At 72.9% G+C, this 12,739-nt stretch carries 12 protein-coding genes; 4 read left to right on the top strand and 8 right to left on the bottom strand.

All coding sequences use genetic code 11. From position 1 onward, the window contains the following. Positions 1 to 3: 3 nt before the first annotated feature. The 3 genes from ACFWBY_RS25185 to pdhA are packed head-to-tail and all read right to left on the bottom strand — an operon-like array spanning position 4 to position 3,541. A complete protein-coding gene (locus ACFWBY_RS25185) occupies positions 4 to 1,365 on the bottom strand; it encodes a dihydrolipoamide acetyltransferase family protein (protein ID WP_385344650.1) in 1,362 nt (453 codons plus the stop codon). Next, complete coding sequence (locus tag ACFWBY_RS25180; protein WP_385344653.1) at positions 1,365 to 2,378, bottom strand: alpha-ketoacid dehydrogenase subunit beta; 1,014 nt, start codon at positions 2,376 to 2,378, stop codon at positions 1,365 to 1,367. The genes ACFWBY_RS25185 and ACFWBY_RS25180 overlap by 1 nt, the downstream gene beginning before the upstream one ends. Beyond that, positions 2,375 to 3,541: a pyruvate dehydrogenase (acetyl-transferring) E1 component subunit alpha gene (gene pdhA, locus ACFWBY_RS25175; protein ID WP_385344655.1), complete on the bottom strand. Its 1,167-nt coding sequence runs from the start codon at positions 3,539 to 3,541 to the stop codon at positions 2,375 to 2,377. Before pdhA ends, ACFWBY_RS25180 begins: the two co-directional genes overlap by 4 nt. 331 nt (positions 3,542 to 3,872) lie before the next feature. Here pdhA and ACFWBY_RS25170 point away from each other — a divergent pair, with 331 nt between their 5' ends. Then, positions 3,873 to 4,316 carry an Lrp/AsnC family transcriptional regulator gene (locus ACFWBY_RS25170; RefSeq protein ID WP_385344658.1) on the top strand — a complete coding sequence of 148 codons (444 nt, stop codon included), beginning with the start codon at positions 3,873 to 3,875 and terminating at the stop codon, positions 4,314 to 4,316. Positions 4,317 to 4,381: 65 nt separating this feature from the next. Here ACFWBY_RS25170 and ACFWBY_RS25165 read toward each other — a convergent pair whose 3' ends face one another. After that, positions 4,382 to 4,969 carry a TetR/AcrR family transcriptional regulator gene (locus ACFWBY_RS25165; protein WP_385344660.1) on the bottom strand — a complete coding sequence of 196 codons (588 nt, stop codon included), beginning with the start codon at positions 4,967 to 4,969 and terminating at the stop codon, positions 4,382 to 4,384. Continuing rightward, complete coding sequence (locus tag ACFWBY_RS25160) at positions 4,966 to 6,504, bottom strand: 3-hydroxyacyl-CoA dehydrogenase (protein ID WP_385344663.1); 1,539 nt, start codon at positions 6,502 to 6,504, stop codon at positions 4,966 to 4,968. The genes ACFWBY_RS25165 and ACFWBY_RS25160 overlap by 4 nt, the downstream gene beginning before the upstream one ends. Before the next feature lie 157 nt (positions 6,505 to 6,661). Here ACFWBY_RS25160 and paaN point away from each other — a divergent pair, with 157 nt between their 5' ends. Then, on the top strand, positions 6,662 to 8,344 hold the full coding sequence (gene paaN / locus ACFWBY_RS25155; RefSeq protein ID WP_385344666.1) for a phenylacetic acid degradation protein PaaN: 1,683 nt from the start codon (positions 6,662 to 6,664) through the stop codon (positions 8,342 to 8,344). A 37-nt stretch (positions 8,345 to 8,381) separates the two neighbouring features. On the opposite strand, the gene ACFWBY_RS25150 is transcribed toward paaN, so the two are convergent. From ACFWBY_RS25150 to ACFWBY_RS25140, 3 genes are read right to left on the bottom strand one after another with little or no spacing between them, the layout of a single operon-like run. Next, the gene (locus ACFWBY_RS25150) at positions 8,382 to 9,158 is read right to left on the bottom strand and encodes a TrmH family RNA methyltransferase (RefSeq protein WP_385344669.1); all 777 of its coding nucleotides are present in this window, start codon (positions 9,156 to 9,158) and stop codon (positions 8,382 to 8,384) included. After that, positions 9,155 to 10,537 (bottom strand): HTTM domain-containing protein, encoded by a 1,383-nt coding sequence (locus ACFWBY_RS25145; RefSeq protein ID WP_385409704.1) that lies wholly within the window; start codon positions 10,535 to 10,537, stop codon positions 9,155 to 9,157. Before ACFWBY_RS25145 ends, ACFWBY_RS25150 begins: the two co-directional genes overlap by 4 nt. Further along, positions 10,522 to 11,220, bottom strand: coding sequence for a DUF5819 family protein (locus ACFWBY_RS25140; RefSeq protein ID WP_385340398.1), 699 nt, complete (start codon positions 11,218 to 11,220; stop codon positions 10,522 to 10,524). The genes ACFWBY_RS25145 and ACFWBY_RS25140 overlap by 16 nt, the downstream gene beginning before the upstream one ends. 142 nt (positions 11,221 to 11,362) lie before the next feature. Here ACFWBY_RS25140 and paaA point away from each other — a divergent pair, with 142 nt between their 5' ends. Beyond that, positions 11,363 to 12,406: a 1,2-phenylacetyl-CoA epoxidase subunit PaaA gene (gene paaA / locus ACFWBY_RS25135; RefSeq protein WP_385340400.1), complete on the top strand. Its 1,044-nt coding sequence runs from the start codon at positions 11,363 to 11,365 to the stop codon at positions 12,404 to 12,406. Continuing rightward, positions 12,403 to 12,687 (top strand): 1,2-phenylacetyl-CoA epoxidase subunit PaaB, encoded by a 285-nt coding sequence (gene paaB / locus ACFWBY_RS25130; RefSeq protein ID WP_385340402.1) that lies wholly within the window; start codon positions 12,403 to 12,405, stop codon positions 12,685 to 12,687. Before paaA ends, paaB begins: the two co-directional genes overlap by 4 nt. Positions 12,688 to 12,739: the final 52 nt, after the last annotated feature.

The raw sequence follows: 12,739 nt of genomic DNA, 5'->3' as shown, positions 1-12,739 counted from the left end.
GGGCTACAGCGTGCGCAGCAGGACTCCCGGGGACTCGACGCAGTCGGCCACGTACCGCAGGAAACCGCCCGCCGTGCCCCCGTCGCAGACCCGGTGGTCGAAGGTCAGGGAGAGCTGCACGACCTGGCGGACCGCCAGCTCGCCCCCGTGCACCCACGGCTTGGGCATGATCCGGCCCACGCCGAGCATCGCGGCCTCCGGGTGGTTGATGATCGGCGTGGAGCCGTCCACCCCGAACACCCCGTAGTTGTTCAGGGTGAAGGTGCCTCCGGTGAGGTCGGCCGGGGACAGCCTCCCCGCCCTGGCCAGCTCCGTGAGGCGGGCGAACTCCGCCGACAGGGACTCGGCGTTGCGCCCCTGCGCGTCCCGGACGACCGGGACCATCAAGCCCCGCTCCGTCTGGGCGGCGAAGCCCAGGTGCACGGCGGGGAGCCGGGCGATCTCGTTCGCCGCGAGGTCCACCGTGGAGTTGAGCTCCGGATACCGGGCCAGGGCGGCCGTGCAGATGCGGGCCAGCAGCGCGAGCACCGAGATCTTGGGCCCGCCCACCGCGTTCATCGCGGCCCGCGTCGCCATCAGCTCCGTGGCGTCCGCGTCGACCCAGCACGTGGCGTCGGGGATCTCGCGCCGGCTGCGCGACAGCTTGTCCGCGACCGCGCCCCGTACGCCCTTGAGCGGGATCCGCACGGCGCCTTCCGGAGCCCCGGACGCGGCCGGCGCCGGGGAGGCCGCGGCGGGGGCCGCGGCCGCCGGCTGCGGGGCGCGCAGCGCCGTCTCGACGTCCGCGCGCAGGATCAGGCCCTCCGGGCCGGATCCGTGCAGCGCGCGCAGGTCCACTCCGTGGTCCCGCGCCAGCTTGCGCACCAGCGGCGAGATGACCGGCACGGGTCCGGTGACGACGGCGGGAGCGGTGACGGCGGGAGTCACGGCCACGGCCATGGCCGGAGCCGGAGCCGGAGCCGATGCCGGCGTCTTGGCGGCGGGGACGAGCCCCGGCGCGGCGGAGCCGGGTCGCACCCGCCTCCGACGCGCCGGACGCGAATGGTCCGTCCCGTAGCCGACCAGGACGTTGCCCGAACCGGACGACGGCGCCTCGGGCGCGTCCGTAGCCCCGGCGGCCGCGCCCACGGCCACCGTGATCAGCGGCGCGCCGACCGGCAGTTCCGTCCCCTCCTCGCCGAAGCGGGCGGTGACCACGCCCCCGTACGGGCAGGGCACCTCGACCATCGCCTTGGCCGTCTCGACCTCGACGACGGGCTGGTCGATGGCGACGACGTCGCCGACCGCCACCAGCCAGCGGACGATCTCCGCCTCCGTCAGCCCTTCCCCGAGGTCCGGCAGCTTGAACTCCATGACCTGCGGCATCAGTTCTCCCACTGCAGACGGCCCACGGTGTCCAGGATCCGGTCCACGCCGGGCAGGTGGTGCTTTTCCAGCATCGGCGGCGGGTAGGGGATGTCGAAGCCGGTCACGCGCAGGACCGGCGCCTCCAGGTGGTGGAAGCACCGCTCCGTGACGCGGGCGGCGATCTCCGCACCCGGACCGCCGAAGCCGCCGGACTCGTGCACCACCACCGCGCGCCCGGTCCGGCGTACGGAGGCCACGACGGTCTCCTCGTCGAAGGGGACCAGCGAGCGCAGGTCCACGACCTCCAGGTCCCAGCCCTCCTCGCGCGCCGCCTCGGCCGCCTCCATGCACACCGGCAGCGACGGGCCGTAGGTGATCAGGGTCGCGCTCGTGCCGCTGCGCCGGACGAGTGCCTTGCCGATCCCCGGCACCGCCGCGGGTGCCTGCGGCGACCAATCGGCCTTGGACCAGTACAGCCGCTTCGGCTCCAGGAAGACCACCGGGTCGTCGCTGGCTATCGAGGCGCGCAGCAGGCCGTACGCGTCCTCGACCGTCGCGGGTGTGACGACCGTGAGCCCGGGCGTGGCCACGTAGTACGCCTCGGAGGAGTCGCTGTGGTGCTCCACGCCGCCGATCCCGCCGCCGTAGGGCACCCGGATGGTGATCGGGAGCGGCATCGCACCGCGCGTGCGGTTGCGCATCTTCGCCACGTGCGAGATCAGCTGCTCGAAGGCCGGGTAGGCGAAGGCGTCGAACTGCATCTCCACGACCGGCCGCAGCCCGTACATGGCCATGCCCACCGCCGCGCCGAGGATCCCGGCCTCCGCGAGCGGGGTGTCGGTACAGCGGTCCTCGCCGAACTCCTTCGCCAGCCCGTCCGTGATGCGGAAGACCCCGCCGAGCGCCCCGACGTCCTCGCCCATGACGTGGACGGTCGGGTCCTCGGCCATCGCGTCGCGCATGGCCCGGGTCAGGGCCTGCGCCATGGTCGCCGGCTTCGTGGTCGCCGGCTTCGCCGCCACCGTGGTCATGACGGGTCTCCCTCATGCAGTTCTGCCGCGTCCTGCTCGGCCGCGTCCAGCTCGGCGCGCAGCATGGCCGCCTGTTCGCGCAGCCGGTCGGTCTGCTCCGCGTAGACGTGTCCGAAGAGGTCCATCGGATCCAGTACCGGTTCCGCGTTCATCCCGTCCCGGAGCGCCGCCGCCATCTCCTCGGTAGCGTCCTTGGCGGCCTGGATGCCCGCCTCGTCCAGCAGCCCGCGCGCGGTCAGCTCGCGCTCCAGCAGCTCGACCGGGTCGTGCGCCTTCCAGGCCTCGACCTCGGCGTCGCCCCGGTAGCGGGTGGCGTCGTCGGCGTTGGTGTGGGCCTCGATCCGGTAGGTGACCGCCTCGATCATCGTCGGTCCGCCGCCGGCCCGGGCCCGCCGGACCGCCTCGGACAGCACTTCGTGCATGGCGGCGATGTCGTTGCCGTCGACGAGGCGGCCCGGCATCCCGTACCCCACGGCCTTGTGGGCGAGGGTCGGGGCGGCGGTCTGCTTGGCGAGCGGGACGGAGATCGCGAAGCCGTTGTTCTGGACGAGGAAGACGACCGGCGCCTGCCAGACGGCGGCGAAGTTCATGGCCTCGTGGAAATCGCCCTCGCTGGTGCCGCCGTCGCCGACCATGGCGAGGGCGACCACGTCGTCGCCGCGCAGCCGGGCGGCGTGCGCCAGGCCGACCGCGTGGGGCAGCTGGGTGGCGAGCGGGGTCGACAGCGGGGCGATCCGGCGCTCGCGCGGGTCGTACCCGGTGTGCCAGTCGCCGCGCAGCAGGGTCAGTGCCTGTACGGGGTCCAGTCCGCGCGCCACGGCCGCGAGGGTGTCGCGGTAGCTCGGGAAGAGCCAGTCCTGGTCCTCCAGGACGAGCGCGGCGGCGATCTCGCAGGCCTCCTGGCCCACGGTGGACGGATATACGGCCAGACGGCCCTGCCGGGTGAGGGCGGTGGCCTGGGCGTTGTAGCGGCGGCCGCGCACCAGCTCGGCGTAGCACCGGCGCATCAGCTCGGGGTCGAGCCGGTCGGCAGCCGGCGTGCCCAGTACCCGGTACGGCTCGGGGTCCGGGAGCAGCGGCGCGGCATCCGTACGGGGCCTCCAGGCGGGCGGCGGGGTGGAGCGGTGGGACGCACCGGCACCGGGCAGCTCTTGGACCGTCATGGCGGTGTACACCTCCTCGTGGGAAGCGGGCAGGGAGGGCCCCGGATGTGAGGCGCCTCACCTACCGATTGTTCGGTTGTCCGGGCAATTTGGCTACAGGCGGCTCCAGGCTGTGGACAAAGTGGCGCCGACGCCCTGGTATGGGTGCAGGACGTCCAGGAGAGGCAGGCAGCGGGCGATGGCGGATGAACAAATGGCCGGAGCGGGTTCCGGAGCGGCGTCCGGGACGGGGGGCGCACCCGGGGGCGCGTCCGGGGGCCCCGCGGGTCCGTCCGGGCCGTCCGCACCGCCCGGGCCGCCGCGCGCGCTGGACCCGATCGACCGGTCGATCGTGCGCCTGCTCCAGGCGGACGGCCGCGCCTCGATACGCTCCGTCGCCGAGCAGGTGCACGTCTCGCGGGCGAACGCCTACGCCCGGATCAACCGGCTCATCGACGACGGGGTGATCCGGGGCTTCACGGCCCGCGTCAACCACGAGAGGGCGGGCCAGGGCGCCTCCGCCTACATCACCCTGAAGATCGTCCAGAATTCCTGGCGCACGGTCCGCGAACAGCTCCGCGAGCTGCCGGGCGCGGCGCACATCGCTCTGGTCAGCGGCGATTTCGACGTCCTGCTCCTGGTGCACACCCCGGACAACCGCACCCTGCGCGAGCTGGTCCTGACCCGCCTCCAGTCCATCCCGGAGGTGCTCTCGACCCGCACCCTGCTGGTCTTCGAGGAAACGGACCTCCTGGCCCGCGACCCGGCCGCCGGCCCGACGATCACCGAGGAATAGGCACGTCCGCGCGCCCGCCCGCCCCTGCGCCGCGCCGCGTCGGGACCGACCGGCGCGCCCGCCGTCTACCGCTGCGTGCGCAGGCCGTCCAGGGCCATGCTGACCACCGCGTCCGCGAGCTGGTCGGGGGTGGTGCCCGGGTGCGGGCGGTACCACTCGACCAGGGAGTTGACCATGCCGAAGAGCAGGCGGGTGGCGAGGCGGATGTCGACGTCCGCCCGCAGGTCGCCCTCGGCGGCGGCGGCCTTCAGCAGCTCCGCGACCTGGTGGTCGAACTCGCGGCGGCGCTCCAGCGCCCAGCGCTCGGTACGGGTGTTGCCCCGGACCCGCAGCAGCAGCGTCACGTAGGGCAGTTCGGCGACGAGGACCTCGACCGTGCGCCGGGTGACGTACTCGACGCGCTCGACCGCGCGGCCCCGTACCGCGCCCGGCTCCCCCAGCACCGCGAAGAGTTCGTCCAGCGCCCGGCTGACGGCCCGCTGGAGGAGCTCCTCCTTGCCCGCGACGTGGTGGTAGATGGAGGACTTGGAGATGCCGGCGGCCTTCGACAGGTGCTCCATCGAGGTGCCGTCGTAGCCGCGCTCGTTGAAGACCTGGACGGCGACGGTCAGGAGCGTCTCGGGCGTGTAGGTGTCCCGCTTGACCGTCGTCATTCCGTCTCCCCCGCCTCGTCGTCCCCGCCGTCGACCTCGTCCTCGCCCGCCGCGTAACCCAGCTTGTACAGCGCGAGCGACGGCGCGTACCGGCCGCCCGGGCAGCGCTCGTCGAGGTGGTGGAGCAGGTCGTACGCCCAGTCCCGGCCGAGCCGGTCGTGCCATTCGGCGGGACCGGCCGGGTAGTTGACCCCGAGCCGCATCGCCGTGTCGATGTCCTCGGCGCCCGCGACCCCGCGCGCGACGGCGTCGGCCGTGAGGTCGATCAGCATCGCGACGGTCCGGGCGACGATCATGCCGGGGACGTCCCCGATGACGGAGACCTTCTTGCCGAGCTTCTGGAAGAGCCCGACCGCCTCGGAGAGCGTCCGCTCGCTGGTGTCCTCGCTGACGGAGAGCGCGATCCGGGTGGCGGCGCGGTAGTCGAAGGCGAGGTCGAAGTAGACGACGTCGGCGAATTCGATCGAGGTCTTGCCGTCGGCGAGCACGAGCTGCCCCTCGCCGGGGAGCTGGATGTACGGGCCCCCGTGCTCGGTGGACGTGACCGCGATCCCCGCCTCCTCGAAGAGGTCGGCGAGCGCCGCGGCGGGCCCGAGGTCGCCGACGACGGTCACCTTCGCGGGCGCGTCCTCGGGACCGGCGGTGTGCGGTTCCGGGGCCTTCGCGTCCGGGCCGTACGGGTACCAGCCGTGCCCCGACTTGCGGCCGAGGCGGCCCGACTGGACCAGCCGGCGCTGCGCGAGCGACGGGGTGAACTTCGGGCTGCGGAAGAAGGACTCCCACACGGAGCGGGTGACGGCCTCGTTGACGTCCTGGCCGATCAGGTCGGTCAGCGCGAAGGGGCCCATCTTGAAGCCCCCGCACTCGCGGAGCACGGCGTCGATGGTGGCCGGGTCGGCGCCCCGCTCCTCGTACACCGCGAAGGCCTCGGCGTAGAAGGGGCGGGCGATCCGGTTGACGATGAAGCCCGGGGTGTCGGCGCAGCGCACCGGCGTCTTCCCCCAGCCCAGCACGGTGCGGTACGCGCGGTCGGCGGTGGCCGGGTCGGTCGCGAACCCGGAGACCACCTCGACCAGCGGGAGCAGCGGAGCCGGGTTGAAGAAGTGCAGGCCGAGGAAGCGGCCGGGGTGCGCGAGGCCCGCCGCGAGCTCGGTGACGGAGAGGGAGGAGGTGTTGGTGGCCAGCAGCGCGTCCGGCGAGAGCACCTCTTCGAGCGCGGCGAAGAGCGCCCGCTTGACGGTGACGTCCTCGACGACGGCCTCGACGACGAGGGCGGCGCCCGCCAGACCGGACAGTTCCGCCGCCGAGTCGATTCGGCCGATCGCGTCCTCTGCCTCGGCGCGATCCAGCCTGCCCTTGGCGGCCATCCGCTCGACGCGGTCCTGCACGAAACCGACCGCGTCGGCGGCGAGCACCGCGTTGATGTCGTAGATCAGCACGCGGTGACCTGCGAGAAGAGCGACCTGGGCGATTCCCTGCCCCATCGTGCCGGCGCCGACTACCGCCACTGTGCGGGACCGCTCGATTGCTGTCATGACCCGATCCTCCCGCACCGACTTATCCACAGGCCTGCCGGGCCCTCTTGTCCCGACCGATCGTTCGGTTACTCTAACTCCAGTCTGCTCTTATTCATCCCTTCTTGCCTGACCCGATCGCCTGATCCCGCCCGGCTCAACGAGGAGTTGGTCCCAGATGGCCGCCGAGCTCACCGTCCCCCAGCTGTCCGCCAAGCACCGGCCCACCCTGGACCAGGCCCTGGCCACGATCCGCAGCCGTGCCTACTGGTCCCCGCACCCCGAGCACCCCAAGGCCTACGGGGAGAGCGCGCCGGCCGACGGCCTGGCCGCCTTCCAGGCGCTGCGCGGCACCCGGCTCGACCTCGGGCAGCCCGGGACCGACGACTGGACGGGCGCCGAGACCTCCCCGTACGGCGTGGAGCTCGGTGTGGAGTACCCGCACGTGGACCCGGAGGTGCTGCTGCCCGCGATGCGGGCCGGCATGGGCGCCTGGCGCGACGCCGGGCCCGAGACCCGCGCCCTGGTCTGCATCGAGATCCTGGCCCGGATCTCGGCGCGGACGCACGAGTTCGCGCACGCGGTCATGCACACCAGCGGCCAGGCCTTCATGATGGCGTTCCAGGCGGGCGGCCCGCACGCACAGGACCGCGGCCTGGAGGCCGTGGCCTACGCGTACGAGGAGCAGACCCGGGTCCCGGGGCAGGCCGACTGGTCGAAGCCGCAGGGCAAGAAGGACCCGTTGGAGCTGGGCAAGACCTTCACGGCCGTCCCGCGCGGGATCTCCCTGATGATCGGCTGCAACACCTTCCCCACCTGGAACGGCTACCCGGGCATCTTCGCCTCACTGGCCACGGGCAACCCGGTGCTGGTCAAGCCGCACCCGCGCGCCGTGCTCCCGCTGGCGCTGACCGTCCAGGTGGCCCGCGAGGTCCTGGCCGACGCCGGCTTCGACCCGAACCTGGTGGCGCTGGCGGTCGAGCGGCCGGGCGAGGGCATCGCCAAGGAGCTCGCCGTCCGGCCCGAGATCAAGGTCATCGACTACACCGGGTCCACCGAGTTCGGCGAGTGGCTGGAGGCCAACGCCCGCCAGGCCCAGGTCTACACGGAGAAGGCCGGCGTCAACACCGTCGTCCTGGACTCCACCGACAACTACAAGGGGATGCTGTCCAACCTGGCCTTCTCGCTGTCCCTCTACAGCGGCCAGATGTGCACCACCCCGCAGAACCTGCTGATCCCGCGCGACGGCATCGAGACGGACGCCGGACACAAGACGTACGACGAGGTCGTCGCGGACCTCGCGGGCGCCGTCGGCGGCCTCCTGGGCGACGACGCCCGGGCCAACGCGCTGCTCGGCGCGCTGGTCAATCCGGACGTCAAGGCCCGCCTGGAGGCGGCGGCCGGGCTCGGCGAGGTCGCGCTGGCCTCGCGCGAGGTGGCGCATCCGGAGTTCCCGGGCGCCGTGGTGCGCACGCCGGTGATGGTGAAGCTGGACTCCGCCAAGCCGGACGACTCCGCCCCCTACCTCTCCGAGTGCTTCGGCCCGGTCTCCTTCGCGGTGGCCGTCGACTCCACGGCGAGCGCGCTGGACCTGCTGCGGCGCACGGTCCGCGAGAAGGGCGCGATGACGGTCGGGGCCTACACGACCTCCGCGGACACCGAGCGGGCCATCGAGGAGGTCTGCCTGGAGGAGTCGGCGCAGCTCTCGCTGAACCTGACGGGCGGGGTCTATGTGAACCAGACCGCGGCCTTCTCCGACTTCCACGGCTCGGGCGGCAACCCCGCGGCGAACGCGGCGCTGTGCGACGGGGCGTTCGTCTCCAACCGCTTCCGCGTGGTGGAGGTCCGCCGCCAGGGCTGAGCCGTGCGGGCGGCTGCCGGCCGGCCAGTCGGGCCGGCTAGCCGGCCGGCCGGTCCGCCGGGCGCGGCCCGCCCCAGTGGAAGAGGGTCATGGCCACGCTGGTGGCCAGGTTGTAGCTGGAGACCTGCGGGCGCATCGGCAGGGACACCAGGTGATCGGCGCGGGCGCGGAGCTCGGGCGAGATGCCATGGCGTTCGGAGCCGAAGGCGAGCAGGGCGTCGTCCGGGAGGGTGAGGGCACGGATGTCCTCGCCCTCCGGGTCGAGCGCGTACAGCGGGCCCGGCGGCAGGGTGTCGAGGTCCACCTGGTCCACGGTGGTGGCGTAGTGCAGTCCCGCCCCGGCGCGGACCACGTTCGGATGCCAGGGGTCGAGATCGCCTCGGGTGACGACACCGGTGGCGCCGAAGCCCGCGGCGAGGCGGACGACGGCACCGACGTTGCCGAGGTTGCGGGGGTTGTCGAGGACGACGACCGGGGCCGCCCTGGGCAGCGCGGCGAGCCGGGCCCGTCCCTCGGCCCGGCCGGGCCGAACCGCGAGGGCCGCCACCCCGGTGGGATGTACGCGGGGCAGCAGTCCCTTGAGGGGCGCCCGCCGCACCAGCCGCGCGACATCTGCCTCCACGTCGGCGGCCAGCTCGCGCGCGAGGCTCCGTACGGCCTCCGGGTCGTCCGCCACGGCCATCCGCACGTCCGCCCCGAAGCGCAGGGCGTGCTTCAGCGCGTGGAACCCGTCGAGGAGCACGAGGTCCTCCCGGTCGGCGGCCTCCCGCCACTGCCGCTGTGTGCCGTCGGCGTCCTCGTGCTGCTCATTCATGCCACCGAGCCTACGGTCCCCGGTCGCGCCTCCCGCTCCGGCCCGCTCCCGGGCTCCTGACCCGGCTCCCGGCCCGGACCCCGGTCCTGGTCCGCGTCCTGTTCCGGCGCGGGCGCGCCGGAGCGCCGCCGCAGCGCCGCGGCCCGCGCGCCGAGCCACACCAGGAACGCCGTCGGCAGGAAGACCGCGTCGGCGGCGATCATCGCCAGCGAGAAGAACGGCAGTCCGAGCAGCACGGCGATGCCCGCGTGCTCCAGCATCATCAGCGCCAGCAGCACGTTCTTGATCCGCCGGTTGAACAGCGTGAACGGGAACGCCACCTGGACCACGACCGTCCCGTACGTCAGCAGCATGACCAGCGTGCCGCTGCTCGCCAGGAGGGCCGACAGCCCCGGCCACGGGGCGAAGTAGTCCAGGCCCAGGGGGTAGTACAGGGCCGTCCCGTCCTGCCATCGTGAGCCCTGGATCTTGTACCAGCCGGCCGTCGCGTAGATCAGGCAGACCTCCGCCATGATCACCAGCATGCCGGCGTTGTGCACCAGGTTGGCCAGGACGTCGAGGACCGCCCGGCCCTCCCCCGCCGGCTCGTAGCGGTCGACCATCCACCACAGCGCGGCGAGCACCCACAGCGCGGCGAAGGCCACCATCCAGCCGGTGCTGAACCCCCCGGTCACGGACCCGTACGCGAACACCGCGCCGAGCACGCCCCACAGCGCCGGCCCCGCGCCGCCCGCCGAGGCCGTGCCCCGCCGGCGGGCGCGGGCGGCGTCCAGCGACCACACCTGCGCGCAGCGGGTCAGGACGAGGTAGATCGCCATCAGGTGGATGACGTTGTCGCCGCCGTCGCCCATGAAGACACTGCGGTTCTGCAGCGACAGCACGCCGGCCATGAACAGCACGGACGTCGCCCGCGTGCGCCATCCCAGCAGCAGCAGCGCGCTCGACAGCACCGAGAGGGCGTAGACGATCTCGAACCAGAGCGGCGAGTCCGACCACATCAGCACCGTGAAGGCGTGGTTCGAGTCGATCAGCCGGCGCGCCAGCTCCCAGCTCCAGGGGCCGTCCGGCCCGTAGAGCTCGTGCCGGTGGGGGAACTCCCGGAGCAGGAAGAACAGCCAGGTGCCGGCGAAGCCGATGCGGACCACGGCGCTCTGGTACGGGCCCAACGCCTGCCCGGTGACCTTGGCCAGGGCCCGCCCCGCCGCGGCCCGCGCGCCGGCGACGCGCCCGGTCGCGGCCCGCGTCGACGGCGCCCGCCCGGTCGCGGCGCGCGCGCCGCTGGTCGGCTTCGCGCCGTCGGCCGGCTCCGCGGCTTCGGCCGGCTCCGCACCGTCGGCCGGCTCCGCGGCGTCGCGGACGCCGCTCACACCGTCCACCACGGCAGCTCCCGGTAGTACGTCTGGGTGTCGATCTTCTCGTCGGACCACGCGGGCGCGGGGAGCGCCGTCGTCGCCGCGCGCAGCTGGATCCGTACGATCCGGCCCACGGCCAGGCGCCCGCCCTTGCCCACGGCCATGTCCGCTTCCGTCCGGGGGTCCAGCCGGTCCAGCGCGATGCGGCGCAGGTAATGCTCCGCGAGTTCGCCGCGCTCGCCGTTCGCCTTGTTGTCCTCGTCGTGGGAGCTGATGAAGAAGTCCCAGGCCCGGCGCAGCTCGTTCTGCCGCGTGTGGCTCGGCAGCAGGCTGTGGCGGATGGCCAGGCCGTCCTCGGCGGACAGCCCGCGCCAGTTGCCGGTGACCAGCAGCCCTTCGTCCGTCCACACCTCCGCGCGGACCTCCACGGAGATGTTCTGCTGGAGCGGGTTCGGCGCGAAGAGCTTCCAGTTCTGTTCGAACTCGGGGTAGACCCAGCCGTCGACCGTCTCCGCGTGCTGCTTGCTCAGCGTGTTGGACGGTGCCACGTGCAGGAACACGAGCGCCAGGTGCCAGCAGGCGGCGACGGCCACCCCGCCGAGGGCGAGGGCCGCCACGACCCGGTACGGGGTGGACAGACCGGCGATTCCGGGCGCCCTCGGCGGGGGCGGCGGGTCCCCTTCCGGGAGCTCGTGCTCGTTCGAATCCATCCCGCCCCGATCATCCGGCGTCCACAGGGTTGACCACAGAGGTTGACACCCTACGGGCCGTCGTCCCACCATTGAAGAGCATGAACCGAACGATCGGTCGGTCGGGCGGACGAGGCGGAAAAGACTCTGACAGGGGGCCGTGATGGTGGCAGTGACCCCGGCAGCGACATCGGGGGCGGGGCAGGACGCGGGACCGGAGTCCGGGACTGGCGTGAGCGCCGACCTCGGCGCGCAGCTCGCGGCGGCCTTCGACGCCGCCGTGGCGGCCGACGAGCGCGTGGAACCGCGCGACTGGATGCCCGACGAATACCGCGCCTCCCTGGTCCGCCAGATGGCCCAGCACGCTCATTCCGAGATCATCGGCATGCAGCCCGAGGCGAACTGGATCACCCGCGCGCCCTCGCTGCGCCGCAAGGCGATCCTCATGGCGAAGGTCCAGGACGAGGCCGGCCACGGCCTGTACCTGTACAGCGCCGCCGAGACCCTCGGCACCAGCCGCGACGAGCTCCTCGACAAGCTGCACGCCGGGAAGCAGAAGTACTCCTCGATCTTCAACTACCCCACGCTGACCTGGGCCGACGTCGGCGCCATCGGCTGGCTCGTGGACGGCGCGGCGATCACCAACCAGGTCCCGATCTGCCGCTGCTCCTACGGGCCGTACGCGCGGGCCATGGTCCGGATCTGCAAGGAGGAGTCCTTCCACCAGCGCCAGGGGTACGAGCTGCTCCTCGCGCTGTCCCGGGGCACCGAGGCACAGCACGCGATGGCGCAGGACGCCGTCGACCGCTGGTGGTGGCCCTCCCTGATGATGTTCGGCCCGCCGGACGGGGAGTCGGCGCACTCGGCGCAGTCGATGGCCTGGCGGATCAAGCGCCACTCCAATGACGAGCTGCGCCAGCGCTTCGTCGACATCGCCGTCCCGCAGGCCGAGTCGCTGGGCCTGACCCTGCCCGACCCGGACCTGAAGTGGAACGAGGAGCGCGGGCACCACGACTTCGGCGCGATCGACTGGACGGAGTTCTGGGAAGTACTCAAGGGCAACGGCCCGTGCAACGAGGAACGGATAGGACAGCGCCGCACGGCGCACGAGGAAGGCGCCTGGGTGCGCGACGCGGCCGCGGCGTACGCGGAGAAGCAAGCGGCGGCAGCCACAGCAGGAGCAACGGGAAGCGAGGCGCGGGTATGACGCAGAACTGGCCCCTGTGGGAGGTGTTCGTCCGCTCGAGGCGCGGCCTCTCGCACACGCATGCGGGCAGCCTGCACGCCCCCGACGCGGAGATGGCCCTGCGCAACGCCCGCGATCTCTACACCCGGCGCGGCGAGGGCATCTCGATCTGGGTCGTGCCCTCCACGGAGATCACGGCGTCCTCCCCGGACGAGCGGGACCCCTTCTTCGCCCCGTCCGCCGACAAGCCGTACCGCCACCCGACCTTCTACGAGATCCCCGACGGGGTGAGCCACCTGTGACCAGCACCTCCGGGACCACCGGTACCGCCGCCACCACCGCCTCCGGGGCCTC

The sequence above is a fragment of the Streptomyces sp. NPDC060049 genome, from assembly GCF_042736715.1.
Taxonomy (GTDB): Bacteria; Actinomycetota; Actinomycetes; order Streptomycetales; family Streptomycetaceae; genus Streptomyces.
This window is presented reverse-complemented; position numbering and strand designations above follow the sequence as displayed.

What these genes read in the sequence shown, in the direction of transcription:
- paaA (WP_385340400.1), top strand. Translation starts at nt 11,363, where the DNA reads ATGGTGGCAGTGACCCCGGCAGCGACATCGGGGGCGGGGCAGGACGCG.
- ACFWBY_RS25180 (WP_385344653.1), bottom strand. Translation starts at nt 2,378, where the DNA reads ATGACCACGGTGGCGGCGAAGCCGGCGACCACGAAGCCGGCGACCATG.
- paaN (WP_385344666.1), top strand. Translation starts at nt 6,662, where the DNA reads ATGGCCGCCGAGCTCACCGTCCCCCAGCTGTCCGCCAAGCACCGGCCC.
- pdhA (WP_385344655.1), bottom strand. Translation starts at nt 3,541, where the DNA reads ATGACGGTCCAAGAGCTGCCCGGTGCCGGTGCGTCCCACCGCTCCACC.
- paaB (WP_385340402.1), top strand. Translation starts at nt 12,403, where the DNA reads ATGACGCAGAACTGGCCCCTGTGGGAGGTGTTCGTCCGCTCGAGGCGC.
- ACFWBY_RS25165 (WP_385344660.1), bottom strand. Translation starts at nt 4,969, where the DNA reads ATGACGACGGTCAAGCGGGACACCTACACGCCCGAGACGCTCCTGACC.
- ACFWBY_RS25140 (WP_385340398.1), bottom strand. Translation starts at nt 11,220, where the DNA reads ATGGATTCGAACGAGCACGAGCTCCCGGAAGGGGACCCGCCGCCCCCG.
- ACFWBY_RS25185 (WP_385344650.1), bottom strand. Translation starts at nt 1,365, where the DNA reads ATGCCGCAGGTCATGGAGTTCAAGCTGCCGGACCTCGGGGAAGGGCTG.
- ACFWBY_RS25150 (WP_385344669.1), bottom strand. Translation starts at nt 9,158, where the DNA reads ATGAATGAGCAGCACGAGGACGCCGACGGCACACAGCGGCAGTGGCGG.
- ACFWBY_RS25160 (WP_385344663.1), bottom strand. Translation starts at nt 6,504, where the DNA reads ATGACAGCAATCGAGCGGTCCCGCACAGTGGCGGTAGTCGGCGCCGGC.